This is a genomic window from Streptomyces sp. NPDC005803, from assembly GCF_040630435.1.
In the GTDB taxonomy this organism is placed as follows: Bacteria; Actinomycetota; Actinomycetes; order Streptomycetales; family Streptomycetaceae; genus Streptomyces.
Genome location: NZ_JBEXXO010000004.1, coordinates 288,430 through 315,009 on the forward strand (window position 1 = coordinate 288,430; position 26,580 = coordinate 315,009).

Consider the following 26,580-nt stretch of genomic DNA (forward strand, 5'->3'; position numbering starts at 1 on the left):
GGCTCAGGCCCGCCGCGTGCCCAGGACGTGCAGCTGGGTCGCCACCGAGTGGAACGCGGGCAGCTCGGCGGCCGCGGCCTCCAGCTTGAGCAGGGCCTCCATCGCACCGGGTTCGGTGTCCACGAGACCGCCCGGCACCAGGTCGGCGAAGACACGCACCCCGTGGACCGCGCCGACCTCGACGTCCGCGTCCTCGACGAGCCCGGTGAGCTGCTCCGCCGTGTACCGCCGCGGCACCGGGTCGCCCTCGCCCCAGCGGCCGGCCGGGTCGCTGAGCGCGTGGCGGGCCTCGGTGAAGTGACCGGCGAGCGCCCGGGCCAGGACCGCACCGCCGAGCCCGGCGGCGAGCAGGCTGAGCGCGCCGGACGGACGGAGCGCCTCCACCGCTTGCCGCACCCCGGCGGCGGGGTCGTCCACGTACTCCAGGACCCCGTGGCAGAGCACCGCGTCGTAGCCCCCGCGCCCCACCACGTCGAACAGGGCGAGGATGTCGCCCTGGACGCCGTTGACCCGGTCGTCGACCCCGGCCTCGGCGGCGCGGCGCTCCAGCGCGAACAACGCGTTGGGGCTCGGGTCGACCACGGTGACCCGGTGCCCCAGACGCGCGACGGGCACGGCGAAGTTGCCCGTGCCGCCGCCGGTGTCCAGTACGTCCAGGGCGTCCCTGCCGGTCGCCTTGACCTGGCGGTCGAGAGCGTCCTTGAGGACCTCCCAGACCACGGCGGTACGGAGGGAGGCGCGGGGGCGCAGCTGGTCCGACACGGCAGTTGACTCCTCGGCACGGCGCCGCCGCTGAGGGCGGGCGTGAACAGCGCAGGTGATAGGTCCCGCCCACCCTATTGCCTCGCGCCGCCGTCCCCGTCATCCCGCGTCGGACCGCTCCCCGCGGGGTTGCGGAAGGACCGGCTGGAGCACCAGCAGCCTCTCCACCAGGCGCAGGAACATCGCCGCGTCACGCAGCAGGTCGTCCGCGTCACGCCGGCCGGCCGCACCGGGTATCCCCGCCTCCGCCCGGGCCCGGCGCGGTGCGCCCGAGGCGAACAGGGCGCTCCACTCGGTGAGCTCCGGGGCGACTTCGGGCAGGACCTCCCAGGCGCTGCGGATCCGCTCCCGGCGCCGACGGGACGTCTCGGGACGCCCGCGGACGGCGAGCACCGCGGCCGCGGTGCGCAGAGCGGCGAGGTGGGCGGTGGCGTAGCGCTCGTTCGGTACGTCGAGAACAGCTGCCTCTTCGAGGCCGGCGCGGGCCTGGGCGAGGAGATCGAGAGCGGCGGGCGGCGCCGTGGCGCGCCGGAGGACGGGGTGGACGTCGTGCGCCGGACCGGTCGGTGAGGGGGCAGGGCCGTCTGCGCGGCGTCGCGGAGCGGCTGCTGCGGACGAGTGGGCCATGACAGAACCTCCTGTCTCGTAACGGCTTCGTGGCCGTCTGTATCCATCGTGACGGCCCCCACTGACAATCGGCCTCAAACCCCATCTGACCTGGCCTTTTTGCTTCATTCGCGCGTTCCGGCTACCTTTTTGCACTGACTGGTCAGTTTAAAAGATGGACGGGGAGGACCTGTGGACAGCCTGGACAGCCCGCACGGGGCAGCCGTCACCGCCGGCGGTCTCGGCCTCAGAGGGCCGCGCGGATGGGCCTTCCGGGGCGTGACCTTCAGTGGCGCCCCCGGGGCCCTGATCGCGATCGAGGGCCCGTCCGGCTCGGGCCGCACCTGCCTGCTTCTCACCCTCACCGGACGGATGCGCCCCACCGAGGGCGAGGCCACCACCGGCGGTCTGCGCCTGCCACGCCGGGCCGACGCGGTACGCCGCATCGCGGCACTGGGCCCGGTGCCCGGGGTCAGCGAGCTCGACCCGGCGTTCACCGTCGCCGAGCACCTGCGTGAACGGGCCCTGTTGCAGCGCCGCTTCGACGGCTCGCCGCGTGCCCTGCTGCGGCCGCGCCGCGAGCGCGTCGCCACGGCCCGGGCCCGGATCGACGCCGCGCTGGAGGCGGCCGGACTCGCCCCCGCCACCCTGCCCAAGGGTGAGCGGACCTCCGTACGGGATCTGGAGCGGCTGGAGGCGCTGCGGCTCTCGGTCGCCCTCGCGCTGATGGGCCGGCCGCGGCTGCTCGCCGTGGACGACACGGACCTCAAGCTCTCCGATGCCGAACGCGCCGAGGCGTGGGAGCTGCTGCGTTCACTCGCCGCCGACGGCACGACCGTGCTGGCCGTGTGCAGCCAGGCTCCCGAGGACGCCGTCATCGTGCGCACCGGGGAGACGGTCCCCGGCGCCACGGACACCACCGCACCCGACGACGCCGTGGAGCCCGCGGCCCCGGGACACGACGAAGGGAAGGCCGATGCGTTCGCCGAGACTGGCCGCGCTTGAGCTCCGGCGCTTCGGCCGGGGGAAACTGCCGCGCGCCGCACTGGCCGCGCTCCTGCTGCTGCCCCTGCTCTACGGCGCCCTGTACCTGTGGTCCTTCTGGGACCCGTACGGACGCCTGGACCGCATTCCCGTCGCCCTGGTCAACGACGACAAGGGCGCCACCGCCGCGGGCAGGCGCATCGAGGCCGGGGACGAGATCACCGGCAAGCTCCTCGACTCCAAGGTCTTCGACTGGCACGAGGTCAGCGCGGCCGAGGCCCGCCAGGGCGTCGAGGACGGCACGTACTACCTCTCGCTGACCATGCCCTCGGACTTCAGCCGGCGCATCGCCTCCAGCGCCGGAGACTCCCCCGAGACGGGGGCGCTCCAGGTGCGCACCAACGACGCGAACAACTACATCGTCGGCCAGATCTCCCGGACGGTGTTCTCCGAGGTCCGCACCGCCGCGTCGGCCAACGCCTCCCGGGGCTTCCTGGACCGCATCTTCATCAGCTTCTCCGATCTGCACGACTCGACCGCGAAGGCCGCCAAGGGCGCCGCCGACCTGGAGAGCGGCATCGGCAAGGCGAAGAAGGGCTCGAAGGACCTCGCGGACGGACTGAAGGACGCGAAGGCCGGCAGCGGGCGCCTCGCCACCGGCATCGTGCGGCTGGACAAGGGGGCCGGCGACCTGGAGACGGGCTCGCGCCAGGTCGCGGACGGCACCCAGCTCCTCGCCGACAAGGTCAACGGGGTGGCCGCCGACGTGCGCCCCTTCCTCAAGGACAACGGCAAGTCGATCGGCGACACGGCCCGCCTCGTCGCCGACACCTCGCAGACCGTACGGGACAACCTCGACCTGCTGGTGAAGGCGGCGCCCACGGCCGCCACCGCCGCCCACACGGCCTCCGAGGACCTCACCGAGGTCCACCGCGCCCGGTGCGAGGAGCAGCCGCTCCCCGATCCGGCCGTCTGCGCACCGCTGAAGCGGGCCGTGACGGCGGCGGCGGACGTCGCCGCCGTGGCCGACGACGTGAACGCCCTGGTCAAGAACCAGAACGGCGACCTCAAGGCACTCCGCGGTCAGCTGACCACCCTGCAGAAGCAGGCCGACGCCCTCGCCGACCGCTCGCCCCACCTGGACGAGGACCTGGAGAGCGCCGTCAAGAAGATCAACGCGCTCAACACCGGCGCCCGCAAGGTCGCCAAGGGCGCGGACCGCCTGCACACCGGCCTGACCACGGCGAAGACCGGCTCCGCCGAGCTGAACACCGGGGTCGGCGACCTCAAGAAGGGCGCGACGAGCCTGGACGGCGGCATGCTCCGGCTCGCCGACGGTTCGGCCACGCTCGCCAAGGGGCTCGACGACGGGACCGGCAAGATCCCCGACTACGGCAAGAAGGACCGCGACGCCCGTACGGAGGTCATGGCCGACCCCGTGCAGCTGGCCTCCCGGTCGCTGCACGCGGCCCCCAACTACGGCACCGGCTTCGCCCCCTACTTCATCCCGCTCTCCCTCTGGGTCGGCGCGATGGTGGCGTACATGCTGATCCAGCCGCTGAACCGGCGTGCCCTGGCCGCCGGGGCGCCCGCCTGGCGCATCGCCTTGGCGGGCTGGCTGCCGGTGGCCGCGATCGGCCTGCTCCAGGTGGCCGCGCTGATGTCCGTACTGCACTGGGGGCTCGGTCTGCAGATGGCCCACGCCGCCGGGACCCTCGGCTTCCTGGCCCTGGTCGCCTGCTGTTTCGGCGCGCTCGTGCAGTGGCTGAACGCCCGGTTCGGAGCGGCGGGCCGCATCCTCGTCCTCGCGGCGCTGATGCTCCAGCTGACCTCGGCAGGCGGCACGTACCCCGTACAGACGAGCCCCGGCTTCTTCAACGCGATCCATCCGTACCTGCCGATGAGCTACATCGTCGAGGGTCTGCGCCGGCTGATCACGGGCGGCGGACTCGGCCCGGTCTGGCAGGCCTGCGCGGTGCTCGCGGCCTTCACCGCCGGGGCGCTCGCGCTGACGGCCCTCTCCGCGCGCCGCAAGCAGATGTGGACCCTGGACCGGCTGCACCCGGAGCTGAGTCTGTGAGCGCTCCGGGACCTGTGAGAATCAGGAGCATGGAAAGCAGTAGCGCCACACGCCGCCAGGCCACCCGGCAGAAGCTCTACGAAGCGGCCGTGACCCTCATCGCCGAGAAGGGCTTCTCGGCCACCACGGTGGACGAGATCGCCGAGCGTGCCGGGGTCGCCAAGGGCACGGTGTACTACAACTTCAAGAGCAAGACCGAGCTCTTCGAAGAGCTCCTGCGCCACGGCGTCGGGCTGCTCACCTCCTCGCTGCGTGCGGCGGCGGAGGAGACCGACGAGCGCGGCGGCAGCCGGGTCGAGGCACTCGACGCCATGATCCGGGCCGGTCTGGTCTTCATCGACCGCTACCCGGCCTTCACCCAGCTGTACGTGGCCGAGCTGTGGCGCACCAACCGCGCCTGGCAGGCCACCCTGCTGGTGGTGCGTCAGGAGGCCGTCGCCGTGGTCGAGGGCGTCCTCAGGGAGGGCGTCGCGGGCGGCGAGCTCAGCGAGGAGATCGACATCCCGCTGACAGCCGCCGCCCTGGTCGGCATGGTGCTGGTGGCGGCGCTGGACTGGCAGGCGTTCCAGCCGGAGCGGTCCATCGACGACGTGCACTCCGCGCTGTCCCTGCTGCTGCACGGACGGGTCAGCGGGCGCTGATCCCGGCTCCCCCGGCACCCGGACGCACGGAAGGCGCCGGTCCGACGGGGCTCGATCCCCCCGAGCCTCGCCGGACCGGCGCCTTCCGTGCTGCCGGAGAACCCTCCCCCCGTGACCCCGTGTTCCCCCGTGGTCCCGGGTCCTGTGCCGCGCACCCCCGTTCGGAGAAGAGTGCCGCGCCCGCTCCGCCGCCCCGTGCCGGCGGTTCTGGCGCGGCGCCCCTCCCGTGGTCCACACTCTGCCGTCCGCGCAGGTCGCGCCCCATCCGCGTGCCTACTCATCTGCCGCCCTGAGTACCGGTACTCACGCCTGCGTACGCGCGCCCTCCCGCGCCGGCGCCCCCGTGGTTACGATCGCCCCCGTGTCCGTACTCCCCCTGGTTTTCACGAGCGGCTGGGCGAGCGGGATCAACGCCTACGCGGTGGTCCTCCTCCTCGGCCTCTTCGGCGCGACCGGCGTCAGCGACGAGGTGCCCGCCTCACTGCAGCGCGCCGACGTCCTCGTCGTGGCCGGTGTGCTCTTCCTGTGCGAGCTGGTGGCGGACAAGATCCCGTACGTGGACTCGGTCTGGGACTCGGTGCACACGGTCGTCAGGCCGCTCGCCGGTGCGGTCGTGGCGGCGCTGCTGGCGGGTGGGAGCGGTTCGCTGCCGGAGCTCGCCGGAGGGGCCATCGGGGGGTCGACCGCGCTGCTGAGCCATCTGGTGAAGGCGGGGACCAGGATGGCGGTCAACACGTCACCGGAACCGTTCAGCAACATCGCGGTGAGCACGGCGGAGGACCTCGGGGTCGCCGCGCTCGTCGCCTTCGCCCTGTTCCACCCGTGGATCGCGGCCGGCCTCGCCGCGGCACTGCTGCTGCTCGGCCTGGTGACACTGGCCTTCCTCGCCTCCCGGATCCGCCGGTTCCGCCGCCGCAGGGCACAGCGCCGCGAGGAGAAACGCCTGGCCGGCTCCGCTTCCCCCTGGCCTGGCGGCTGACCGGTCGGCAGGGGCCGTTACAGTCGCAGTCATGGCACGTATTGCGGTGATCGGCGCCGGGTTGGGCGCGATGTCGGCGGCCGCCCGGCTGGCTGTGGCAGGCCACCAGGTGACGGTGTACGAGCGGTCGAAGACGTACGGCGGCTCGGTCGGCCGCCATGCTCTGGACGGCTTCGCGTTCGACACGGGGCCCGGTCTGCTGCATCTGCCCGCCGTCTACCGCGACCTGTTCGTGAAGACGGGCAAGGAGCCGCTGGAGCGGTGCGTGACGCTGACCCAGGTCGACCCCGCCAGCCGCCACGTCTTCGCGGACGGCACCGACGTGTCCCTGCCGAACGCCTCGCGGGCCGGTGTCGTCGCGGCCCTGGACGGCGCGCTCGGGGAGGGCGCGGGCGCGCGCTGGGGCGCGTTCCTCGACCGGGCCAGGGAGGCGTGGGACCGGTCCCGGCGGCCGCTGCTGGAGGAGCCGCTGCGCCCCGACTGGCAGGTGCTGACCCGCGATCCGTATCCGGCGCCCGTGCGGCGACGGCTGCTGCGCCCTGCTCTTCAGGCCGGCACGGTGACGGAGATCGGCTCCTGGGAGCTGGCGGACCCCCGGCTGGCCGCCCTGCTGGACGGGTACGCCCTGTCGTACGGCCTCGATCCGCTGAGCGCCCCGGCGAGCACGGCCCTGCTGCCGTACATGGAGGAGACGTTCGGCAGTTGGTACGTCAGCGGCGGCATGCGGGCGCTGGCGCAGGCGGTGTACGAGCGGTGCCTGGCCCGGAAGGTGGAGTTCGTCTTCGGCGCCGAGGTGGCCCGCGTCCTGGAGAAGGACGGCCGGGCGGCAGGCGTGGAGCTGGCGGACGGCACGGTCGCCGAGGCGGCTCACGTGGTACTGGGGGTCCGGCCGCACCCGGGCCTGATGCCCGGTCAGGAGCTCTGGCAGGACGGCGACGTGGCGGTGCAGCCGCGGCCGGAGGGCTGCGGCCCGACGGGCCGGTTCCTCGTCCTGCTGTCGCTGCGCGGCGCCCGGCCCGCGGATGCCGCGCACCGGACGCTGGTCCATCCGGCGGACGGTGCGGCCGAGCGCGAGGCGGTCTTCGCCGGCCGGCTCGCCGCGCACCCCACGGTGACGGTGCTGCGCCCGGACGATCCCTCGACCCGCCCCGACGAGGCCCACGAGGCGCTGACGCTGACGGCGACGGTCGCCCCGCACGGCCCGGTGGACTGGACGGACGAGGCGCTGCGGGCGCGCTACGCGGACACGTTGATCGACACCGCGGGCGCGGCCGTGCCGGATCTGCGGGACCGGGTGCTCCGCATGGAGGTGCGGACACCCGCGGAGACCGCGGCCGAGACGGGTGCGCCGGGCGGCGCGGTCCCCCCGCCCGCGCTGGCGGGCGCCGGGGGCGGGTACCTGCACGCGGGCAATCGCACCCGGCTGCCGGGGCTGTTCCTGGCGGGCGGCTGGTCGCATCCGGGCGGCGGTCCCGCGCACGCGGGAATGTCCGGGGCGCTGGTCGCGGGGCTCATCCTCGAGGGGGACGGATTCCGCGGGTCGCGGTGAAGGGGCGCGGCCCGGAGGCCGCGGCACCCGCCCCCGGGCGGCAGGGCCTGCCGGCCCGGCGGAGAGATCCGGCGCGCTCCCGGCTCAGTAGCGGTACTGCTCGTTGTAGCCCGTGTCGTAGCCGTTCGCGTACGGCGCCGGCTGGGCGGGCTGCTCCGGCGGCGCCGGCGGGTACTGCTCGCCCTCGCGCTGCTGCGGCACCCAGACACCGCCGGGCGGGGTGTCGGACGCGTACCCCTGGGGCTGGGCGTAGGGGTCGCCGGACTGCCGGCCGCCGTAGCCGTCGTAGCTCCCCTCGTTCCCGTACGCGCCGTACTGCGGGGTGCTCGTGGTGGTGCCGATGTACGGGTCGGAGTACGCGGCGTACTGCTGCTGGTCCGTTCCGTAGTCGTACTGACCGGCTCCCGTGTACGCGTCCTGGCCGCCGTACGTGTCCTGACCCTGCGCGGGGTAGCCGGTGTACGGGTCGTACGCGGCGTACTGCGGCTGCCCTTGGGGCTGCTGGGGTTCCTGCTGCTGGTCCTGGCGGGGGAAGCCGGTGTAGACGCCGTACTGCCCGGTGTCGTCCGGCATCGGCTCCGGGGCGTAGACGGCGGCCGCCTCGGCCTGGGGTGCGGTCTCCGGCTGCGGCGGTGTCCCGGGGCCGGGCTCCATCTCCAGGTCCGAGACCTGCAGCGTGGCCTCGCGCTCGGCGCCGCCGCGGCGGCGCCGGCTCACCCCGGGGCTGCCCCCTATGGCCCAGCCGGTCGAGAAGCCGCGGCGGAAGGAGAGCGTGACGTAGGTCTGGCCCGTCGCGAACGCTATCGCGCCGACGGCGATGACGAACACGGACGGTACGAGGACACCGATGACGACACCGACGAAGCCGGTGAAGGCGAGCAGACGCCAGCGCAGGCGCGCCTTGTACTGCAGCAGCACCTCGCCGAGCAGCCACAGCGCGACGATGCCGAACGCGATGTAGAGGACCGTCCAGCCCATGCCCGCCCCCTTCTACGGCCACCGCCCCGGGTCGCGGCGGGTACGGCCGGTCACGACTGCTTGTGCAGTCCGAGATTTTCGTAGATTTCGAGCGTCGCCGTCGAGTTGTTCAGCGTGATGAAGTGCAGCCCGGGGACACCCTCGGAGAGCAGCTTCGCGCAGAACCGCGTTGCGAAGTCGATGCCAATGGAGCGTACAGCGGCGGGATCGTCCTTGGCGGCGAGGATGCGTTCTTTCAGGTCCTCGGGCAGGGTCGCGTTGCTGAGCTGCGCGAATCTCTCCAATTGCCGAACGCTGGTGAGGGGCATGACCTCGGGAATGACCGGGGTTTCGCAACCCGCGGCGACCACCCGGTCACGCATGTGGAGATAACTCTCCGGGTCGAAGAACATCTGCGTGATCGCGTAGTCCGCACCGGCGCGGCACTTGTCCACGAAGTGCCGGATGTCGGTGTCCCAGTCGGCCGAGCGCGGATGCCGTTCGGGGAAGGCCGCGACGCCGACACAGAAGTCACCGGATTCCTTGATCAGCCGGACGAGGTCCGCCGCGTACCGCACGCCCTGCGGGTGCTCCACCCACGGGCCCATCGGGTCGCCCGGCGGGTCTCCGCGCACGGCGAGGATGTTCCGGATTCCGGCGTCCGCGTACTGGCCCACCATGTTGCGCAGTTCGGCGACGGAATGGTCGACCGCCGTGAGGTGCGCGACGGGGGTGAGCGTGGACTCCGCGGCGATGTCCTGGGTCGCCTTCACCGTCCCGGCCCGGGTGGATCCACCGGCTCCGTACGTCACGGAGACGAAACTCGGTCGCACCGCCTCGACCCGGCGGAGCGCGTTCCAGAGGTTCCGCTCGCCCTTCTCGGTCTTGGGCGCCCAGAACTCGAAGGAGTACGAGGTCTTGCCGGTCGCGAGCATCTCACGCACGGTGCGCGCGTGATCTGTCCTGGTGGAGGGTGTGCCAAGGGCCATACCGGCAGGTTAACCAGGGCGCGGCGGGCTCCCAACCGAACTGGGGCAATTTGGCTTGATTGCCCGAAGTTTGTCCACGCTTCGGACACTCCTGTCCCGAAAGCGGCCCTCGGTCCCGGCGGTCACACGCCGGCGCGGTCCCGGATCCTTCCGGCCAGCCCGGCGGCGGCGGCGGCCGGATCGGACGCCTCGGTGACGGCCCGCACGACGACGATCCGGCGCGCCCCGGCGTCCAGCACCTCGTCGAGGTTGGCCGCGTCGATGCCGCCGATGGCGAACCACGGACGGGCGGGAGCGAGCGAGGCGGTGTAGCGCACGAGGTCCAGGCCGGGGGCGTGGCGGCCCGGCTTGGTCGGGGTGGGCCAGCAGGGGCCGGTGCAGAAGTAGTCCACGCCGGGCTCGGCGACGGCCGCGTCGACCTCGGACTCGGCGTGGGTGGAGCGCCCGACGAGGACGTCCCCGCCGAGGATCGCGCGGGCGGCCGGGACCGGCAGATCGCCCTGGCCCAGGTGCAGCACGTCGGAGCCGATGGCGTGGGCGACGTCGGCCCGGTCGTTGACCGCGAGGAGCTTGCCGTGGCGCTTGCAGGCGTCGGCGAAGAGCGCGAGGTGTTCGAGTTCCTCGGCCGCCTCCATGCCCTTGTCCCGCAGCTGGATGATGTCCACGCCGCTGGAGAGCACGGCGTCGAGGAAGGCGGGAAGGTCGCCCTGGCGCCGGCGCGCGTCCGTGCACAGGTAGAGCCGGGCGTCGGACAGCAGCGCGCGAGGCGTGGACATGGTGCGGTTCCCCCCGGGGACGACGATGACGGTGGTTCGGTGTGGTGCCGCGCGGGATGCGGGCCGCGTCGGGCGGCCCGCATCCCCTGTGCGGCGTCTCAGACGGCGAGCGCCTGGGCGCGGCGCTTCACCTCCGTGCCACGGTTCTCACTCAGCGCCTGCGCGGGCGTGCCCGGCAGGGTCGGGTCGGGGGTGAAGAGCCATTCCAGCATCTCCGCGTCGGAGTAGCCGTCGTCCCTCAGGAGCGTCAGGGTCCCCGAAAGGCCCTTGACCACCTTGGTGCCGTCGATGAAGGCGGCAGGCACCTGGAGCGCCCGGTTCTCACCACGTCGTACGGCGATGAGCTGGCCCTCCTTGACCAGCTGGCGCACGCGCGTCACCTCGACATCGAGCATTTCCGCGATGTCGGGCAGGTAGAGCCAGGCGGGGACGAGAGCATCGATCTTTGCGTCAATCTCGGTCACGGGGACAAGCGTGCCATCCCGGACCGACAGCCGGTACCCGGGCCCGGCCGTACGGGGGCCGGTCAGGCGGTCAGAGCGTGGCCGATTTGAGGGGCACGGAGGGGTCGGCGACCCGGTCGGGGGCGAGTCGCGCCCCCGATTCGACGAGCCTGCGGCCCTGCGCCAGATCGCGCGGACGGCCGACCGCCAGTACGGCGACGAGCGCGCCGGCCCGCAGCCAGCACACCGTCCACGACGGCTCGGCCGGATCACCGCGCCACACCAGGGTGTCGGCCGCCGTGTGGTGGCCCGCGTACTGGACGAAGCGGCCGAACTGCTCGGACCAGAAGTAGGGCACGGGGTCGTAGACCGGGGGCTGCCCGGCGCCTTCGGGGGCGGTGACGGCGGCGGCGACGGTCCGGGGCCCCTGGAGGGCGTTGTCCCAGTGGTGGACGAGCAGCCGCTCGCCGTACCGGGCCGAGGGGAAGGAGGCGCAGTCCCCGACCGCGTACACATCGGGGAGCGAGGTGCGCAGCGACGCGTCGGCGGTCACCGATCCGTCCGGGCCGAGCGCGATCCCCGATCCGGCCAGCCAGCCGGTGGCGGGGCGGGCGCCGATGCCGACGACGACCGCGCCGGCCGGGACCGTGCGGCCGTCCGCCAGGACGACCCGGCCGGGCTCGACGGTGGCGACCCGCGCGCCGGTGAGGAGTGCGGCGCCGCTCTCGGCGTACCAGCCGGCCATGGGGGCCGCCACCTCGGCGGGCAGGGCGCCGGCCAGGGGGCGGTCCGCGGCCTCGACGACGGTGACCGCGCAGCCGGCCGCGCGGGCCGCGGTGGCGAATTCGGCGCCGATCCAGCCCGCCCCGACGACCACGACGTCGTGCTGCCGTTCGAGGACCGGCCGCAGCCGGGCCGCGTCGTCCAGCGTGCGCAGGAGGTGGACCCCCGAGACGCCCTCGGAGCCGGGCAGCGCCAGGGGCTCGGCGCCGGTGGCGAGGACCAGCACGTCGTAGGGGACGGGACCGTCCGGGGTGTCCAGTGCGTGCTCGGCCGCGCGCAGGGCGGTCACGTCGAGGCCGAGCCGCAGGGTGACGTCCAGCGCCTCGAAGTCGATGTCGAAGGCCGAGTCCTCGGCCTTGCCGAGGAGGACCGCCTTCGACAGCGGCGGCCGGTCGTAGGGCTGGTGCGGTTCGGCGCCGATCAGCGTGACGGGGCCGGCGAAGCCCTGTTCGCGCAGGGCCACGGCGGTCTGCACGCCCGCCACGCCCGCTCCGACGATCACGACGCGGCGGCTCTGCCGCGACTCTGTCTGCTGTTGTCCGGTCTGCTCGTCCACCCGTCCACCATAAGCACCTGACGAATCGTCAGGAATCGGTGCCGCCTTCCGGCCACCGGATCGCCGCGCCCTTGCCCGGGCGCACCCCACCGACGGCTCCCTTGCCCGCGCCCGGTGACGGAGGTCTAGGGTGGTGCCCACACACTCGCGGGAGCCCGGACGCACCGGGCTGAGAGGGAGGCTGGGCGGCCTCCGACCGTACGAACCTGATCCGGGTCATGCCGGCGAAGGGAGGGGCTGGACGCCCATGCGTAAGCACCGTGCGAACGGGTCCGACGTCCTCGTCATCGGGGGCGGCGTCATCGGCCTGGTGACCGCGTGGCGGGCCGCGCAGCGTGGTCTGGCCACCGCGGTCGTCGACCCCGCGCCGGGCGGCGGCGCCGCCCAGGTCGCGGCCGGGATGCTCGCCGCCGTCACCGAACTCCACTACGGCGAGGAGACGCTGCTCGGTCTCAACGTCGCCTCCGCCGCGCGTTATCCGGCGTTCGCCGCCGAACTGGAGGCGGCGAGCGGGCAGGACATCGGCTTCCGGGCCTGCGGCACCCTGGCCGTCGCGCTCGACGCCGACGACCGTGCCCATCTGCGCGAACTCCACGCCCTGCAGCGCCGCTCGGGGCTGGAGTCGGAGTGGCTCACCGGCCGTGAGTGCCGCCGCCTGGAGCCGATGCTCGCCCCGGGCGTACGCGGCGGGCTGCGGGTCGACGGCGACCACCAGGTCGATCCGCGACGGCTGGCCGCCGCGCTGGTGACGGCCTGCGAACGGGCCGGGGTCGTCTTCCACCGCCAACGGGCCGAGCGGCTCGCGGTCACCGGTGACCGGGCCGCCGGAGCCGTACTGGCCGACGGTACGCAGCCCGCGGCCGACCAGGTCGTGCTCGCGGCGGGCAGCCTCAGCGGCCGGCTGGCGGGGGTGCCGGAGCACGTCCTGCCCCCGGTCCGCCCGGTGAAGGGCCAGGTCCTCCGGCTGACCGTGCCCACCGCGTACGCCCCCTTCCTCTCCCGCACCGTGCGGGCCGTGGTCCGGGGCAGCCACGTCTATCTCGTACCGCGCGAGAACGGCGAGCTGGTCATCGGCGCCACCAGCGAGGAGATGGGCTGGGACACCACCGTCACGGCCGGCGGGGTGTACGAGCTGCTGCGCGACGCTCACGAGCTGGTGCCGGGCATCACCGAGCTGCCGCTCACCGAGACCCGCGCCGGTCTGCGCCCCGCCTCCCCCGACAACGCCCCGCTGCTCGGCCGCACCGCGCTGCCCGGTCTCCACCTCGCCACCGGCCACCACCGCAACGGGGTGCTCCTCACCCCCGTCACCGGGGACGTCATGGCACAGCTGCTGGCCGGCGGCGGGCTGCCCGAGGTGGCCCGCCCCTTCTCCCCCGGCCGGTTCTCGCCCGCCGCCGCCCCCGTACGTCAGGAACAGCCCGCATGACCGAGCCCGCCTCCACCTCCGCCTCCACCCCCGCCTCCATGACCGTCTCCGTGAACGGTGAGGCCGTCTCCCTCACGCCGGGGACCACTCTGGACGCCCTGGTCGCCTCGCTGACCGGCGCTTCCTCGGGCGTCGCGGCCGCCCTGAACGAGACCGTCGTGCCGCGCGGCCGGTGGGGCGCGGCCGCGCTCGCCGACGGCGACCGGGTCGAGGTCCTCACCGCGGTCCAGGGAGGCTGAACCATGTCCGACGACCTCTTCTCCCTCGGCGGCACGGTCCTCGACTCCCGGCTGATCATGGGGACGGGCGGGGCGCCCAGTCTGGACGTGCTGGAGCGTTCCCTGGCCGCGTCCGGCACCGAGCTGACCACGGTGGCGATGCGGCGCCTCGACCCGACCGTGCAGGGCTCCGTGCTCTCCGTACTGGAGCGGCTCTCCATCCGCGTGCTGCCGAACACGGCGGGCTGCTTCACGGCGGGCGAGGCCGTGCTCACCGCCCGGCTCGCCCGCGAGGCGCTCGGCACCGACTGGGTCAAGCTGGAGGTGGTGGCGGACGAGCGCACGCTGCTGCCCGACCCGATCGAGCTGCTGGACGCCGCGGAGACCCTGGTGGACGACGGTTTCACCGTCCTGCCGTACACGAACGACGACCCGGTGCTGGCCCGGAAGCTGGAGGACGTGGGGTGTGCGGCGATCATGCCGCTCGGCTCCCCCATCGGCTCGGGCCTGGGCATCCGCAACCCGCACAACTTCCAGCTGATCGCCGAGCAGGCGCGGGTGCCCGTGATCCTGGACGCGGGCGCGGGCACCGCGTCGGACGCCGCGCTGGCCATGGAGCTGGGGTGCGCGGCCGTGATGCTGGCGTCGGCGGTCACCCGCGCCCAGGAACCCGAGCTGATGGCCGCCGCGATGCGCCACGCGGTGGAGGGCGGGCGGCTCGCGTACCGCGCGGGGCGGATCCCCCGCCGCCACTTCGCCGAGGCCTCGTCGCCGGCCGAGGGGCGGGCGGTACTGGATCCGGAGCGCCCGGCGTTCTGACCCGCGGGCCGGGGCGGGGCGATCGTTGCCGTGCCACGGAGCGGTCGACGTCCTGAGCCCCCGGCCAGGGCGGGGCGATCGCCACCCGCGTCCTGAGCCCGCCGGCCGGGGCGGTGCGTGAGGCGGATCTCATCGCCGTGTCCACGGCACGCTCCGGTCCCGGGACACGGCGATTCCGTGGACAGGGATCGCATGTCCCTGTCACGGCTCGGCTGCAGTACGGGCCTGGATCGCCCCGGCCAGTCGGCCGTGTCCGCGGTGGCTCGTAGACTCGGCTGCGTGGATACGACCCTCCAGGACCCTCTCGTCGGGCAGCTGCTCGACGGCCGCTACCGCGTCGATGCCCGCATCGCCGTGGGCGGCATGGCCACGGTCTACCGGGCCATGGACACCCGGCTGGACCGGGTGCTCGCCCTCAAGGTGATGCATCCGGCGCTCGCGACCGACGCCTCGTTCGTCGAGCGCTTCATCCGCGAGGCCAAGTCGGTGGCCCGGCTCGCGCACCCCAATGTGGTCGCGGTCTTCGACCAGGGCGCCCAGGGGGGTTACGTCTACCTGGCGATGGAGTACGTGGCGGGGTGCACGCTGCGCGATGTGCTGCGCGAGCGGGGGGCCCTGCAGCCGCGGGCGGCGCTGGACATCCTGGAGCCGGTGCTCGCCGCCCTGGGGGCCGCGCACCGGGCGGGCTTCGTCCACCGGGACATGAAGCCGGAGAACGTGCTGATAGGCGACGACGGCCGGGTCAAGGTCGCCGACTTCGGCCTGGTCCGTGCCGTGGGCTCGGTCACGAACACCACCGGGACGATCCTGGGGACCGTCTCGTACCTCGCCCCCGAACAGATCGAGCACGGCACCGCGGACACCCGCGCCGACGTGTACGCGTGCGGTGTCGTGCTGTACGAGATGCTCACGGGCGCCAAGCCGCACGCCGGGGACACCCCCGCGCAGGTCATCTACCAGCACCTCAACGAGGACGTCCCGGCGCCCTCGGACATCGTCCCGGGTCTCGCGGCCGGGCTCGACGCGCTGGTGGCGAGCGCCACCGCCCGTGACCCCGAGGTGCGCCCGGTCGACGCCGTCGCGCTGCTCGCCCGGTCCCGCGAGGCCCGTGCCGGCCTCACCGACACCCAGCTCGACGCCGTTCCTCCGCAGGCCCTGGCGGAGGTGCGCGATGCCGCCGAGGACCGCACGAGCGTGATCCCGCGGGTGCTGCCGCCGGACCAGGGGACCGCCCATCACACCAGCCGGCTGGAGATGCCACCGCAGCCGCCCCCGCAGCCGTCCGCCCGCCGTGCGGGCCCGCGCCGTGGCAGGCCCCCGCGCGGCGTCCTCGTGGCGGTCCTCGCGGTCCTGCTGGTCCTGGGGATCGGCGGTGGCGTCTGGTACATCAACTCCGGGCAGTTCACCCACGTCCCCCTGCTGCTGGGCCAGAGCGAGAAGGCGGCCAAGGGGCGGCTCTCGGACGCCGGCCTGGAGCTGAAGGGCGTACGGCGGGCCTACAGCGACACCGTCGACCGCGGCAAGGTGGTCAGCAGCGACCCGGAGCCGGGCGCCCGGATCCGGGGCAACGGCTCGGTGTCCCTGGTCGTCTCGCGCGGTCCCGAGATCGTGAAGGTGCCGGACGTCCACGGCGTCGCGCTGGCCGAGGCCAGACGGCGGCTGGAGAACCGGGGCTTGGTGCCCGGCATGATCACCAAGGAGTTCAGCGACGACGTGAGCGCCGGCGAGGTGCTGCGTACGGATCCCGAGGCGGGCGCCGAACGCCACCCGGACTCGGCGGTCGCGCTCGTGGTCTCCCAGGGCAGTCCCGTCGACGTCCCCGACGTCACCGGCCGGTCGGTCGACGACGCCAGGGCGGAGCTGGAGGACGCCGGCCTCAAGGTCGTCGTCGCACCCGGCCGGGTCGACTCGCCGGAGGACGCGGGCGACGTCGCCCGCCAGTCGCTCGAGGAGGGCGCCGAGGCCGCCGAGGGAGACACCATCACGCTGACCGTCTCCAAGGGACCGCGGATGATCGACGTCCCGGACGTCACCGGCAAGGACGTCGACGACGCCCGCGGCGAGCTCGAGGACGCGGGCTTCGAGGTCAAGGTCGACCGCCCGTTCCTCTCCTTCAGCGACACCATCGCGAGCCAGTCCGTCGACGGCGGCGACCAGGCGCCCGAGGGCAGCACCATCACCATCAAGACCAAGGGGCTCTAGATCCGCATGCGCAACCCCGTCGGCGGTCACATCCCGGTGGCCGGCGGCCTCGCCAAGGCCGGCCTGCCCTACGCGCGCGAGATGGGCGCGGAGGCCGTCCAGGTCTTCGTGGCCAATCCGCGCGGCTGGGCGACGCCGGCCGGGAATCCGGTGCAGGACGATCTGTTCCGCACCGAGTGCGCCGCCGAGTCCATACCCGCGTACGTCCATGCCCCGTATCTGATCAACTTCGGCTCGCACACCCCGGCGACCGTGGAGAAGTCCGTGGACTCCCTGCGCCACTCCCTGCGCCGGGCGCGCGAGATCGGCGCCCTGGGCGTCGTGGTGCACACCGGCTCGGCGACCAACGGCCGGCCGCGCGAGGAGGCACTGGCTCAGGTGCGTACCCACATGCGGCCGCTGCTGGACGAGCTGACGCACGACGACGACCCCTTCCTGCTGCTGGAGTCGACCGCCGGGCAGGGGTATTCGCTCTGCTCGCGGACCTGGGACTTCGGCCCCTACTTCGACGCGCTCGACGCCCATCCGAAGCTCGGTATCTGTCTCGACACCTGTCACATCTTCGCGGCGGGACACGACCTCGCCGCTCCGGCCGGCATGAAGGAGATGCTGGACCGGCTGGTGGAGACAGTGGGCGAGGGCCGGCTGAAGCTGATCCACGCCAACGACTCCAAGGACGTGACCGGGGCGCACAAGGACCGGCACGAGAACATCGGGGCGGGACACATCGGCGAGGAGCCGTTCCGGCAGCTGTTCTCCCACCCCGCCACCGAGGGCGTTCCGCTCGTCATCGAGACGCCGGGCGGCAAGGAGGGCCATGCGGCGGACGTGGCCCGGCTCAAGGAGCTGCGCGGGCGGGACTGACCGGGTGGACAGGTGTTGAGGAATACCCCAGGGGGGTATACGGTTTCCGCTGTCGGCAGGAACCGCTCCTCGGCATTGGGGGATCACCATGCAAGAGCACGCCCAGCACAACGATCACACCGGCCGTCTCGACCACGCCGACCACCCCGGCCACGCTGACCACTCCGACCACGGCTCGGGCGGCGCGAGCTGGGCCACGGCGGCACGTGCCACGCTCCACTGCCTCACCGGCTGCGCCATCGGCGAGGTCCTCGGCATGGTGATCGGCACGGCCTTCGGCTGGGGCAACGTGCCGACGATGGTCCTCGCGATCGTCCTGGCGTTCTTCTTCGGCTACACGCTGACACTGCGGTCCATCCTGGGGGCCGGCGTCGACTTCCGGACGGCGTTCCGGGTCGCGCTCGCGGCCGACACGCTCTCCATCGCGGTGATGGAACTGATCGACAACGGCGTCATCGTCCTGTGGCCGGGCGCCATGGACGCGACCCTCTCGGACGCCCTCTTCTGGGCGGCGCTCGCGCTCTCGCTCGCCGTCGCCTTCGTCGTCACCACGCCGGTGAACAAGTGGATGATCGGGCGCGGCAAGGGGCACGCGGTGGTGCACCGCTACCACCACTGAGACGGCGCGGCGGGAAACGGGCAGCGCGCTACCGGTTCAGAGCTCGGGGCCTTCCCCGGGCTCCTCCTGGTAGGAGTAGCGCTGCTCCTTCCACGGGTCACCGATGTTGTGGTAGCCGCGCTCCTCCCAGAAGCCGCGGCGGTCGGCGCTCATGTACTCGATGCCCCGGACCCACTTGGGGCCCTTCCAGGCATACAGGTGCGGGACCACGAGGCGGAGCGGGAAGCCGTGTTCGGCCGTGAGCAGTTCGCCGCCCTTGTGGGTGGCGAACAGGGCCCGCTCGGACGTGAAGTCGTCGAGCCGCAGGTTCGAGCTGAATCCGTACTCCGCCCAGACCATCACATGGGTGACCTGCGGCGCGGGCGGCGCCAGCGCCACGACGTCGCGGGCGAGCACTCCGCCCCACTCGGCGCCGAGCATGCTGAACTTCGTCACGCAGTGCAGATCGGCGACGACCGAGGAGAACGGCAGCGCGGAGAACGCCTGATGGTTCCAGCAGTGCTTCTCGCCGTCGGCCGTGGCCCCGAAGACCCGGAATTCCCAGCGGTCGGGCTTGAACTTGGGTACCGGCCCGTAGTGGGTAACCGGCCAGCCACGCTGCAGTCGCTGTCCCGGCGGAAGCTCGGACTGCTCTGCTGCGCGGTGTTCCCGGCTTTCCGGCTGACCCATGACTCCATGGTGACAGACAGGCAGGGGTGGTCATGACCAGGGCAGAGGCAATACGGGCAACTCATACTAAGTGTGCACTTACTGGACGCTCATCGGGTGCGATGCGAGGATGCGGCCAACGTGCCCAGTTCACCGTGTGGAAGGAGCCTGCGCGATGCAGGGCGACCCTGAGGTCCTCGAGTTCCTGAACGAACAGCTGACCGCCGAATTGACTGCCATCAACCAGTACTTCCTGCACGCGAAGATGCAGGACAACTTCGGCTGGACGAAGCTCGCGAAGTACACGCGCTCCGAGTCCTTCGACGAGATGAAGCACGCCGAGATCCTGACCGACCGCATTCTCTTCCTGGACGGTCTGCCGAACTACCAGCGGCTCTTCCATGTACGGGTGGGCCAGACGGTCACCGAGATGTTCCAGGCGGACCGCCAGGTCGAGGTGGAGGCGATCGACCGCCTCAAGCGTGGCATCGAGCTGATGCGCGCCAAGGGCGACATCACGTCCGCGAACATCTTCGAGTCGATCCTGGCGGACGAGGAGCACCACATCGACTATCTCGACACCCAGCTGGAACTGGTGGAGAAACTGGGCGAACCGCTCTACATCGCGCAGCTCATCGAGCAGCCGGAGAGCTGACCGGCGCGGGGCCGCCCGGCCGTCCCGCCGGGTCGCGCCGGCTCAGGCGGCGTCAGGAAGGGCGAACGGCCCCGGAGCGGCGCCGGGAAGAACGGGGCCGGTGCGGGGAAGGGCGGGGTCCGCGCCGGGGGCGCTGCCCTGACCGGCGTCGGGAACGGCTCCGGCCGTGACACGGTCCGCGGCGCCCGGGGCCTGCTTCTGGTCGAGCAGCTCACGGCGCGGGCAGGCGCCGCGGCCGAGCATCGCCTGGATGGTGCGGACGCAGCCGCCGCAGTCGGTCCCCGCCTTGCAGGCGGAGGCTATCTGGCGGGGCGTGCAGGCGCCTTCTTCCGCATGCTTCCTGACCTGCTGCTCCGTAACGCCGAAGCACGAGCAGACGTACATGCGGTTCACCTCCCGGCAGGACAGGTCATGGGCGCCGCCCCGATAATCGGTGAGGCTTACCTAACCTTACCCGGCGCTCAGGGCGGGCAAAAGCCCCGGGACGCCCTGTGGGGCACGGATCACAACGATCCGTGCCCCACAGTCCTACGCGCGTCGCGTTCGGTGACGTCCTACTGGTCGCGGTACATCTCGGCCACCAGGAACGCGAGGTCGAGCGACTGGCTGCGGTTGAGCCGAGGGTCGCAGGCCGTCTCGTAGCGCTGGTGGAGATCGTCCACGAAGATCTCGTGGCCGCCGCCGACGCACTCGGTGACGTCGTCACCGGTGAGCTCGACGTGGATGCCGCCCGGGTGCGTGCCGAGGCCCTTGTGCACCTCGAAGAAGCCCTTGACCTCGTCCAGGACGTCGTCGAAGCGGCGGGTCTTGTGGCCGGACGCGGCCTCGAAGGTGTTGCCGTGCATCGGGTCGGTCACCCAGGCCACGGTCGCGCCGGACGCGGTGACCTTCTCGACCAGCTCCGGGAGCTTGTCGCGGACCTTGTCGGCGCCCATCCGGACGATGAAGGTCAGCCGGCCGGGCTCGCGCTCGGGGTCGAGGCGCTCGACGTAGCCGAGGGCCTCGTCGACGGTGGTCGTCGGGCCGAGCTTGATGCCGATGGGGTTGCGGATCTTGGAGGCGAACTCGATGTGCGCACCGTCCATCTGGCGGGTGCGCTCACCGATCCACACCATGTGGCCGGAGGTGTCGTACAGCTGACCGGTGCGCGAGTCGACGCGGGTCAGCGCCGACTCGTAGTCCAGCAGCAGGCCCTCGTGCGAGGCGTAGAACTCGACGGCCTTGAACTCCGCCGGGTCCGTACCGCACGCCTTCATGAAGTTCAGCGCGTTGTCGATCTCGCGGGCCAGGGCCTCGTAGCGCTGGCCGGACGGGGACGACTTCACGAAGTCCTGGTTCCAGGCGTGCACCTGGCGCAGGTCGGCGTAACCGCCGGTGGTGAAAGCGCGGACGAGGTTCAGCGTCGAAGCGGATGCATGGTACATCTGCTTCAGCCGGTCCGGGTCCGGGATGCGCTCGGCCTCGGTGAAGGCGAAGCCGTTGACCGAGTCGCCGCGGTAGGTCGGCAGCGTCACGCCGTCGCGGGTCTCGGTCGACTTGGAGCGCGGCTTGGAGTACTGCCCGGCGATCCGGCCCACCTTGACGACGGGCACGGAGGCCGCGTAGGTGAGGACGGCGCTCATCTGGAGCAGCGTCTTCAGCTTGGCGCGGATGTGCTCGGCCGACACGGCGTCGAAGGCCTCGGCGCAGTCACCGCCCTGCAGCAGGAACGCCTCGCCCTTGGCGACGGCTCCCATGCGGGCGCGCAGCTGGTCGCACTCGCCGGCGAAGACGAGCGGCGGATACGACGCGAGGTCCGCGAGTACATCGCGCAGGGCCTCGGAGTCGGGGTACTCGGGCTGCTGCGCCGCGGGAAGGTCTCGCCAGGTGTTGCCACCGGCGACGGAGGTATTGGCGTTCACGGTCACGGCTCCCACATTACGGGGTCGCGTCCACTGGTTTTCCGGGTGCTCAACGACTGAGACGGCCCCTTCGGACCGGCCGGTGGCGAGGAGCATGAAAGCGCCTGCTAGCCTCACGTCTTTCAGAATTGAACAAGTGGACCACAGGGGTGGGGCTTTGAAGCGGAATCACCGCAGGGACCTCAAGAAAAGGCGTGCGCTGTACGGGGTCGGCGCGGCGGTCGTCGCGACCGCCACGATCGGCACCCTGGCCATGGCCTCGCAGGGCACCGCTACCACCGCCGGGAAGCCGGTGCCCGCCGCCGGCGCGCTGCAGAAGCAGTTCGCGGAGGCGGCGGCCGAGTTCGACGTGCCCCAGAGCGTGCTGATGGCGGTCTCGTACCGGCAGACGCTGTGGGAGAGCCACGACGGCGAGCCGAGCACCAGCGGCGCGTACAACGTGATGGGTCTGACCCGGGTCACCGAGGACGACATCGAGCAGCCGACGGACGCCGAGCGGCTCGCGCACCTCAACATGAGCGGCGACCCGGCCGTGATGAAGCACTTCGACGCCAAGCGCGCGCTGCGCGGCCTGCCGGAGCCGGTCGACACCGACGCCGCCGAGCTGCACACGCTCGACGAGGCCGCGAAGCTGATCGACGAGTCGACCACCGAGGTGCAGGACGACACCGCGCAGAGCATCCGCGCGGGCGCGGCGCTGCTGGCGAAGTACCAGCGCGAGGCCACCGACTCGCTGCCCGACGAGGCCGGCCAGTGGTACCCGGCCGTCGCGCGCTACAGCCAGGCCTCCGACACCAAGGGCGCCACGCTCTTCGCCAACCGCGTCTTCGAGTCGGTGAAGAGCGGTGAGAGCCGCCTCACCGCGGACGGCCAGCAGCTCTCGCTGCCCGCCGACCCGTCGGTCGTCCCGGTCAAGCCCGCGGACATGCCGCTGGCGGCGACGAACGCGAGCATCACCGCGGTCCCCGCGCCGGAATGCCCCTCGGGGCTGAACTGCGACTTCAAGCCGGCCGGGTTCAAGCAGAACAGCAGCACCCCGGACGACTTCGGCAACTACAACGTCGCCGACCGCCCGGCCAGCGGCGAGGACATCCGCTACATCGTCATCCACGACACCGAGGGTGGCTACGACGGTTCGCTGGCGACGTTCCAGAACCCGGCGTCCTACGCCAGCGCCCACTACCTGATCCGGGCCAAGGACGGTCTGGTCACCCAGATGGTCGAGACCAAGAACGAGGCATGGCACGCGGCCAACAAGACCGCGAACATGCATTCGATCGGTATCGAGCACGAGGGCTACGCGATCAAGTCGGGCAGCTGGTACACCGAGCCCCAGTACGAGTCGTCCGCGACGCTCGTGAAGTACCTGGCCGGGCGCTTCGGCATCACGCTCGACCGTGAGCACATCATCGGCCACGACGAGGTGCCGGGCGTGCTGGACGGCAACGTCGCGAACCAGCACTGGGACCCGGGCCCCTTCTGGGACTGGAACCACTACATGTCCCTGATCGGCGCCCCGACCGGCGCCAGTGGCGCGGGCGGCCCGGTCAAGGCCGGCCAGGTGGTCAAGGTGGTGCCCCCGTTCACCACGGCCAACCAGCCGGCGCTGACGTACGGCGGCAGCACCGTCGCCACGCAGCCGGCGAACTTCGGCTACCTCTACACCTCGCCCTCCACCACGGCCACGAAGATCACCGACCCGTACATCCCCAACGTGAAGTCCACGGACGGACCGAACTGGGGCAACAAGGTCGTCGCCGGTGGCAAGTACGTCGTCGCGGAGGCCCGGACCGACTGGACCGCCATCTGGTACGGCGGCAAGAAGGCCTGGTTCCACAACCCGAGCGGCCAGTTCACCGCCCCGGCCGGCAAGACCGCCCAGACGGTGCTGAAGCCCAAGGCGGGTGCGACGTCCATCCCGGTGTACGGGCGCGCCTACCCCGAGGACGCGGCGTACACGGGCACCGGCGTGCCGGTGCAGGCCAGCAACAACGCCTCGCTGACGAAGTACACCGTCCCCGCGGGCCAGGCCTACCCCCAGGTCGGTCCCGCGCAGGCCGGCGACTACTGGTTCGCGGGCACCTTCGCGGGTACCGCCGCGAACGACCGCACCCTGGTGAAGGGGAAGACGAACCTCTTCTACCCGATCCGCTACAACCACCGCATCGCGTGGGTGAAGGCGAGCGACGTCCAGACCGGCACCAGCGTCGCGCCGGACGCGGGCACGAACCGGTACAACATCCTGGGCCGTGACTCCGCCGGTGTGCTCTGGCAGTACCAGGGCACCGGCAGCGCCACGACGCCGTTCTACGGCCGCTACCGGGTGGGTCCGGGGTGGCAGGGTTACAACGCGCTCACCGCGATGACGGCGCTGCGGGCCGACGGCACGGGCGACATGGTGGCCCGTGACACGGGCGGCACGCTCTGGTACTACCGGGGCGGCAGCAACCCGGACAAGCCGTTCCAGACCCGCCTCAAGGTGGGCGCGGGCTGGGGTGTCTACAACGGCATGTGGGGCGCCCGCGACCTGAACGGCGACGGCAAGGCCGATCTCATCGCCCGCGACGCCTCCAACGTCCTCTGGTTCTACCAGGGCACCGGCGACCCGGCGAAGCCGTTCGCGACGAAGGCCCGCGTCGGCGGCGGCTGGGGTGTCTACAACACGCTGGTCTCCACCGGTGACCTGACCGGGGACGGCAAGGCCGACCTGGTCGCCCGGGACACGGCCGGTGTGCTGTGGCTCTACAGCGGCACCGGCAACCCGGCCGCGCCGTACGCCGCGCGCAGCCAGGTGGGCAGGGGCTGGGGGGTCTACAAGGACCTCCTGGGCCCGAGCGACCTGGACCGTGACGGCATCCCGGACCTGATCGCCCGGGACAGCTCGGGCGTGCTCTGGTACTACCGGTCCACGGGCGACATGACGAAGCCGTTCGCCCCGATGGTGAAGGTCGGCGGCGGCTGGGGTATCTACAACACGCTGGTCTGACCTCGTCGGACCTGATCTATGAGGGGGCCCATTCCGCCCGGTCGGCGGAATGGGCCCCCTCGTGTCCCGGTCATGGGTTAAGGTGCGTGCATGTTCGCGCACTCGACCCGTAACTGGTGGTGGACCGCTCATCCGGCGGCCCACTGATCGCGCGTACACCGACGCAGAGGCCGCCCGAGGGGCGGCCTTTCCCATGTCCAGGGCCGTTCCTCCCAGCTGATCCCAGTGGAAGGAACACCAGATGGCACCGCACACGACACCCCGCACGATCGTCCAGAGACTCCTCGGCGACGACTGCCCGCCCTTCGCCCTGTTGCGCAGGCGCACCCCCGGCCACGACCACGACACCGTCGAGGTGCTGATCGGCCGGGTCCGGGAGGCCGGCCGGCTGGCCGACATCCCCGTGAGCGAGCGGCCCACCCTGGCCCTGGTGCCGTTCCGGCAGATCGCCGAGCGCGGATTCGACGTCCGCGACGACGGCACCCCGCTGTCCGTGCTGGTCGCGGACGAGACGTACGAACTGTCCCTCGCCGAGACGCTGGACGTGCTGCCCGCCCACGCGGTGCGGGTCGAGGACGGCGCGTTCGACGTGTCCGACGAGGAGTACGCGGGGACGGTGCGGCGGGTCATCGAGGACGAGATCGGCCGGGGTGAGGGCGCGAACTTCGTCATCCGGCGGACCTTCCGGGGCGAGATCCCGGGGTTCGGCCGGGCGGACGCGCTGGCCCTCTTCCGGCGGCTGCTGGCCGGCGAGCGGGGCGCGTACTGGACGTTCGTCGTCCACACCGGGGACCGGACGCTGGTCGGCGCCAGTCCCGAGGTGCACGTGCGGATGTCGGGCGGGACGGTCGTGATGAATCCGATCAGCGGCACCTACCGCTACCCCGCCGAGGGGCCGACCGCCGAGAACCTGCTGGCCTTCCTCGGCGACCGCAAGGAGACCGAGGAGCTCTCCATGGTGGTCGACGAGGAACTCAAGATGATGTGCACCGTCGGTGACATGGGCGGGGTGGTGATCGGGCCGCGGCTCAAGGAGATGGCCCATCTCGCGCACACGGAGTACGAGCTGCGCGGCCGCTCCTCGCTGGATGTGCGGGAGGTGCTGAAGGAGACGATGTTCGCGGCGACGGTCACCGGCTCCCCCGTGCAGAACGCCTGCCGGGTCATCGAGCGGTACGAGTCCGGCGGGCGCGGCTACTACGCGGGCGCCCTGGCCCTGCTGCGGCAGGCCCCCGACGGTACGCAGACGCTGGACTCGCCGATCCTCATCCGGACCGCCGACATCTCGGCCCGGGGAGAGCTGCGGGTACCGGTCGGGGCGACGCTGGTGCGGCACTCCGACGCGGAGAGCGAGGTCGCCGAGACCCATGCGAAGGCGGCCGGGGTGCTGACCGCGCTGGGGGTGCGGCCCGGACGGCCGCGGGCGGAGGGGACGCGTCCCCGGCTGGCCGACGACCCGCGGGTGCGGGTGGCGCTGGATGCCCGGCGGGAGGGGCTGGCGCCGTTCTGGCTGCGGATGCAGGAGCGCACCGACGCGCTGTCCGGTCATGCGCTGGTGGTCGACGGCGAGGACACCTTCACCTCGATGCTGGGGCATCTGCTGAAGGCCTCGGGCCTCCAGGTGTCGGTGCGCCGCTACGACGAGCCGGGGCTGCGCGAGGTCGTTCGGGCGCACGAGGGGCCCGTCGTGCTGGGCCCCGGCCCGGGGGACCCGGGCGACGCGGCCGACCCCAAGATGCGGCTGCTGCGCTCGCTGGCCGCCGAGCTGGTGCGCCACCACCGGCACGGGCTGCTCGGGGTGTGCCTGGGCCATGAGCTGATCGCGGCGGAGCTGGGGCTGGACATCGTCCGCAAGACCGTCCCGTACCAGGGCGCGCAGACCCGGATCGATCTGTTCGGACGCCCGGAGACCGTCGGTTTCTACAACAGTTTCACCGCGCGCTGCGACGACGCGGCGGCCACCGGACTGGCAGCCCGTGGCATCGAGACGAGCCTGGACCCGGCGACCGGGGAACTGCACGCCCTGCGCGGGGACGGGTTCGCCTCGGTGCAGTTCCATCCCGAGTCGGTGCTGACGCTGCGCGGATCGGCGATCGTGGGCGAGCTCCTGGCGGGGCTTCCGGTACGCGGCTGA

At 72.4% G+C, this 26,580-nt stretch carries 25 protein-coding genes and 1 riboswitch; of the genes, 15 read left to right on the forward strand and 10 right to left on the reverse strand.

The window, feature by feature from the left end; genetic code table 11:
• Positions 1 to 3: 3 nt before the first annotated feature.
• Together ABZ454_RS08490 and ABZ454_RS08495 are read right to left on the reverse strand one after the other, a co-directional pair.
• The gene (locus ABZ454_RS08490; protein WP_359536629.1) at positions 4 to 762 is read right to left on the reverse strand and encodes a methyltransferase; all 759 of its coding nucleotides are present in this window, start codon (positions 760 to 762) and stop codon (positions 4 to 6) included.
• Positions 763 to 861: 99 nt separating this feature from the next.
• Positions 862 to 1,389 (reverse strand): SAV_6107 family HEPN domain-containing protein, encoded by a 528-nt coding sequence (locus ABZ454_RS08495; protein ID WP_356315165.1) that lies wholly within the window; start codon positions 1,387 to 1,389, stop codon positions 862 to 864.
• 180 nt (positions 1,390 to 1,569) lie between these two features.
• Here ABZ454_RS08495 and ABZ454_RS08500 point away from each other — a divergent pair, with 180 nt between their 5' ends.
• From ABZ454_RS08500 to ABZ454_RS08520, 5 genes are all read left to right on the forward strand, one after another.
• Entirely contained in the window at positions 1,570 to 2,373 is an 804-nt protein-coding gene (locus ABZ454_RS08500; protein WP_359536729.1) for an ATP-binding cassette domain-containing protein, read from the forward strand.
• Complete coding sequence (locus ABZ454_RS08505) at positions 2,345 to 4,432, forward strand: YhgE/Pip domain-containing protein (protein ID WP_359536630.1); 2,088 nt, start codon at positions 2,345 to 2,347, stop codon at positions 4,430 to 4,432. The genes ABZ454_RS08500 and ABZ454_RS08505 overlap by 29 nt, the downstream gene beginning before the upstream one ends.
• 29 nt (positions 4,433 to 4,461) lie before the next feature.
• Positions 4,462 to 5,073, forward strand: a complete 612-nt coding sequence (locus ABZ454_RS08510; protein ID WP_356315171.1) for a TetR/AcrR family transcriptional regulator — start codon at positions 4,462 to 4,464, stop codon at positions 5,071 to 5,073.
• 361 nt (positions 5,074 to 5,434) lie between these two features.
• Positions 5,435 to 6,052, forward strand: a complete 618-nt coding sequence (locus ABZ454_RS08515; protein WP_359536631.1) for a DUF4126 domain-containing protein — start codon at positions 5,435 to 5,437, stop codon at positions 6,050 to 6,052.
• Between the two features lie 31 nt (positions 6,053 to 6,083).
• Complete coding sequence (locus tag ABZ454_RS08520; protein WP_359536632.1) at positions 6,084 to 7,601, forward strand: NAD(P)/FAD-dependent oxidoreductase; 1,518 nt, start codon at positions 6,084 to 6,086, stop codon at positions 7,599 to 7,601.
• A gap of 84 nt (positions 7,602 to 7,685) precedes the next feature.
• Here the strand turns inward: ABZ454_RS08520 and ABZ454_RS08525 are convergent, their stop codons facing one another.
• The 5 genes from ABZ454_RS08525 to ABZ454_RS08545 form a co-directional block, all read right to left on the reverse strand.
• Positions 7,686 to 8,579, reverse strand: coding sequence for a hypothetical protein (locus ABZ454_RS08525; protein WP_359536633.1), 894 nt, complete (start codon positions 8,577 to 8,579; stop codon positions 7,686 to 7,688).
• A 50-nt stretch (positions 8,580 to 8,629) separates the two neighbouring features.
• Positions 8,630 to 9,547 (reverse strand): methylenetetrahydrofolate reductase [NAD(P)H], encoded by a 918-nt coding sequence (gene metF / locus ABZ454_RS08530; protein ID WP_359536634.1) that lies wholly within the window; start codon positions 9,545 to 9,547, stop codon positions 8,630 to 8,632.
• Positions 9,548 to 9,669: 122 nt separating this feature from the next.
• Positions 9,670 to 10,323 carry a thiamine phosphate synthase gene (thiE, locus tag ABZ454_RS08535; protein ID WP_359536635.1) on the reverse strand — a complete coding sequence of 218 codons (654 nt, stop codon included), beginning with the start codon at positions 10,321 to 10,323 and terminating at the stop codon, positions 9,670 to 9,672.
• Between the two features lie 98 nt (positions 10,324 to 10,421).
• On the reverse strand, positions 10,422 to 10,787 hold the full coding sequence (locus ABZ454_RS08540; protein ID WP_356315189.1) for an Rv2175c family DNA-binding protein: 366 nt from the start codon (positions 10,785 to 10,787) through the stop codon (positions 10,422 to 10,424).
• Positions 10,788 to 10,857: 70 nt separating this feature from the next.
• Complete coding sequence (locus tag ABZ454_RS08545) at positions 10,858 to 12,105, reverse strand: FAD-dependent oxidoreductase (RefSeq protein WP_356315192.1); 1,248 nt, start codon at positions 12,103 to 12,105, stop codon at positions 10,858 to 10,860.
• 137 nt (positions 12,106 to 12,242) lie between these two features.
• A riboswitch (TPP riboswitch) is annotated at positions 12,243 to 12,355 on the forward strand.
• Here ABZ454_RS08545 and thiO point away from each other — a divergent pair.
• From thiO to ABZ454_RS08575, 6 genes are all read left to right on the forward strand, one after another.
• Positions 12,353 to 13,534, forward strand: a complete 1,182-nt coding sequence (thiO, locus tag ABZ454_RS08550; protein WP_356315195.1) for a glycine oxidase ThiO — start codon at positions 12,353 to 12,355, stop codon at positions 13,532 to 13,534. (Overlaps the previous riboswitch by 3 nt.)
• Positions 13,531 to 13,773: a sulfur carrier protein ThiS gene (thiS, locus tag ABZ454_RS08555; RefSeq protein ID WP_359536636.1), complete on the forward strand. Its 243-nt coding sequence runs from the start codon at positions 13,531 to 13,533 to the stop codon at positions 13,771 to 13,773. The genes thiO and thiS overlap by 4 nt, the downstream gene beginning before the upstream one ends.
• 3 nt (positions 13,774 to 13,776) lie before the next feature.
• On the forward strand, positions 13,777 to 14,571 hold the full coding sequence (locus ABZ454_RS08560) for a thiazole synthase (protein WP_359536638.1): 795 nt from the start codon (positions 13,777 to 13,779) through the stop codon (positions 14,569 to 14,571).
• 279 nt (positions 14,572 to 14,850) lie between these two features.
• Positions 14,851 to 16,773 carry a Stk1 family PASTA domain-containing Ser/Thr kinase gene (gene pknB / locus ABZ454_RS08565; RefSeq protein WP_359536640.1) on the forward strand — a complete coding sequence of 641 codons (1,923 nt, stop codon included), beginning with the start codon at positions 14,851 to 14,853 and terminating at the stop codon, positions 16,771 to 16,773.
• Between the two features lie 6 nt (positions 16,774 to 16,779).
• Entirely contained in the window at positions 16,780 to 17,637 is an 858-nt protein-coding gene (locus tag ABZ454_RS08570) for a deoxyribonuclease IV (RefSeq protein WP_356315207.1), read from the forward strand.
• Between the two features lie 88 nt (positions 17,638 to 17,725).
• Entirely contained in the window at positions 17,726 to 18,256 is a 531-nt protein-coding gene (locus tag ABZ454_RS08575) for a DUF4396 domain-containing protein (RefSeq protein WP_359536641.1), read from the forward strand.
• Positions 18,257 to 18,292: 36 nt separating this feature from the next.
• Here ABZ454_RS08575 and ABZ454_RS08580 read toward each other — a convergent pair whose 3' ends face one another.
• The gene (locus tag ABZ454_RS08580; protein ID WP_359536642.1) at positions 18,293 to 18,925 is read right to left on the reverse strand and encodes a sulfite oxidase-like oxidoreductase; all 633 of its coding nucleotides are present in this window, start codon (positions 18,923 to 18,925) and stop codon (positions 18,293 to 18,295) included.
• 154 nt (positions 18,926 to 19,079) lie between these two features.
• Here ABZ454_RS08580 and bfr point away from each other — a divergent pair, with 154 nt between their 5' ends.
• Positions 19,080 to 19,559: a bacterioferritin gene (gene bfr / locus ABZ454_RS08585; protein WP_073735557.1), complete on the forward strand. Its 480-nt coding sequence runs from the start codon at positions 19,080 to 19,082 to the stop codon at positions 19,557 to 19,559.
• 42 nt (positions 19,560 to 19,601) lie between these two features.
• On the opposite strand, the gene ABZ454_RS08590 is transcribed toward bfr, so the two are convergent.
• Together ABZ454_RS08590 and ABZ454_RS08595 are read right to left on the reverse strand one after the other, a co-directional pair.
• Positions 19,602 to 19,943: a (2Fe-2S)-binding protein gene (locus tag ABZ454_RS08590; RefSeq protein WP_359536643.1), complete on the reverse strand. Its 342-nt coding sequence runs from the start codon at positions 19,941 to 19,943 to the stop codon at positions 19,602 to 19,604.
• A gap of 170 nt (positions 19,944 to 20,113) precedes the next feature.
• Entirely contained in the window at positions 20,114 to 21,466 is a 1,353-nt protein-coding gene (locus ABZ454_RS08595; protein WP_356315222.1) for a class II 3-deoxy-7-phosphoheptulonate synthase, read from the reverse strand.
• A 151-nt stretch (positions 21,467 to 21,617) separates the two neighbouring features.
• Here ABZ454_RS08595 and ABZ454_RS08600 point away from each other — a divergent pair, with 151 nt between their 5' ends.
• From ABZ454_RS08600 to ABZ454_RS08610, 3 genes are all read left to right on the forward strand, one after another.
• Entirely contained in the window at positions 21,618 to 24,446 is a 2,829-nt protein-coding gene (locus ABZ454_RS08600) for an N-acetylmuramoyl-L-alanine amidase (protein ID WP_359536644.1), read from the forward strand.
• A 90-nt stretch (positions 24,447 to 24,536) separates the two neighbouring features.
• Positions 24,537 to 24,593 (forward strand): trp operon leader peptide, encoded by a 57-nt coding sequence (locus tag ABZ454_RS08605; protein ID WP_073735655.1) that lies wholly within the window; start codon positions 24,537 to 24,539, stop codon positions 24,591 to 24,593.
• 94 nt (positions 24,594 to 24,687) lie between these two features.
• Positions 24,688 to 26,580, forward strand: coding sequence for an anthranilate synthase family protein (locus ABZ454_RS08610; protein WP_359536645.1), 1,893 nt, complete (start codon positions 24,688 to 24,690; stop codon positions 26,578 to 26,580).

Coding starts and splice junctions, on each gene's coding strand:
- ABZ454_RS08590 (WP_359536643.1), bottom strand. CDS start 19,943: ATGTACGTCTGCTCGTGCTTCGGCGTTACGGAGCAGCAGGTCAGGAAG.
- ABZ454_RS08570 (WP_356315207.1), top strand. CDS start 16,780: ATGCGCAACCCCGTCGGCGGTCACATCCCGGTGGCCGGCGGCCTCGCC.
- ABZ454_RS08610 (WP_359536645.1), top strand. CDS start 24,688: ATGGCACCGCACACGACACCCCGCACGATCGTCCAGAGACTCCTCGGC.
- ABZ454_RS08575 (WP_359536641.1), top strand. CDS start 17,726: ATGCAAGAGCACGCCCAGCACAACGATCACACCGGCCGTCTCGACCAC.
- ABZ454_RS08505 (WP_359536630.1), top strand. CDS start 2,345: ATGCGTTCGCCGAGACTGGCCGCGCTTGAGCTCCGGCGCTTCGGCCGG.
- metF (WP_359536634.1), bottom strand. CDS start 9,547: ATGGCCCTTGGCACACCCTCCACCAGGACAGATCACGCGCGCACCGTG.
- ABZ454_RS08520 (WP_359536632.1), top strand. CDS start 6,084: ATGGCACGTATTGCGGTGATCGGCGCCGGGTTGGGCGCGATGTCGGCG.
- ABZ454_RS08495 (WP_356315165.1), bottom strand. CDS start 1,389: ATGGCCCACTCGTCCGCAGCAGCCGCTCCGCGACGCCGCGCAGACGGC.
- ABZ454_RS08560 (WP_359536638.1), top strand. CDS start 13,777: ATGTCCGACGACCTCTTCTCCCTCGGCGGCACGGTCCTCGACTCCCGG.
- thiS (WP_359536636.1), top strand. CDS start 13,531: ATGACCGAGCCCGCCTCCACCTCCGCCTCCACCCCCGCCTCCATGACC.
- ABZ454_RS08510 (WP_356315171.1), top strand. CDS start 4,462: ATGGAAAGCAGTAGCGCCACACGCCGCCAGGCCACCCGGCAGAAGCTC.
- thiO (WP_356315195.1), top strand. CDS start 12,353: ATGCGTAAGCACCGTGCGAACGGGTCCGACGTCCTCGTCATCGGGGGC.
- bfr (WP_073735557.1), top strand. CDS start 19,080: ATGCAGGGCGACCCTGAGGTCCTCGAGTTCCTGAACGAACAGCTGACC.
- ABZ454_RS08580 (WP_359536642.1), bottom strand. CDS start 18,925: ATGGGTCAGCCGGAAAGCCGGGAACACCGCGCAGCAGAGCAGTCCGAG.
- ABZ454_RS08525 (WP_359536633.1), bottom strand. CDS start 8,579: ATGGGCTGGACGGTCCTCTACATCGCGTTCGGCATCGTCGCGCTGTGG.
- thiE (WP_359536635.1), bottom strand. CDS start 10,323: ATGTCCACGCCTCGCGCGCTGCTGTCCGACGCCCGGCTCTACCTGTGC.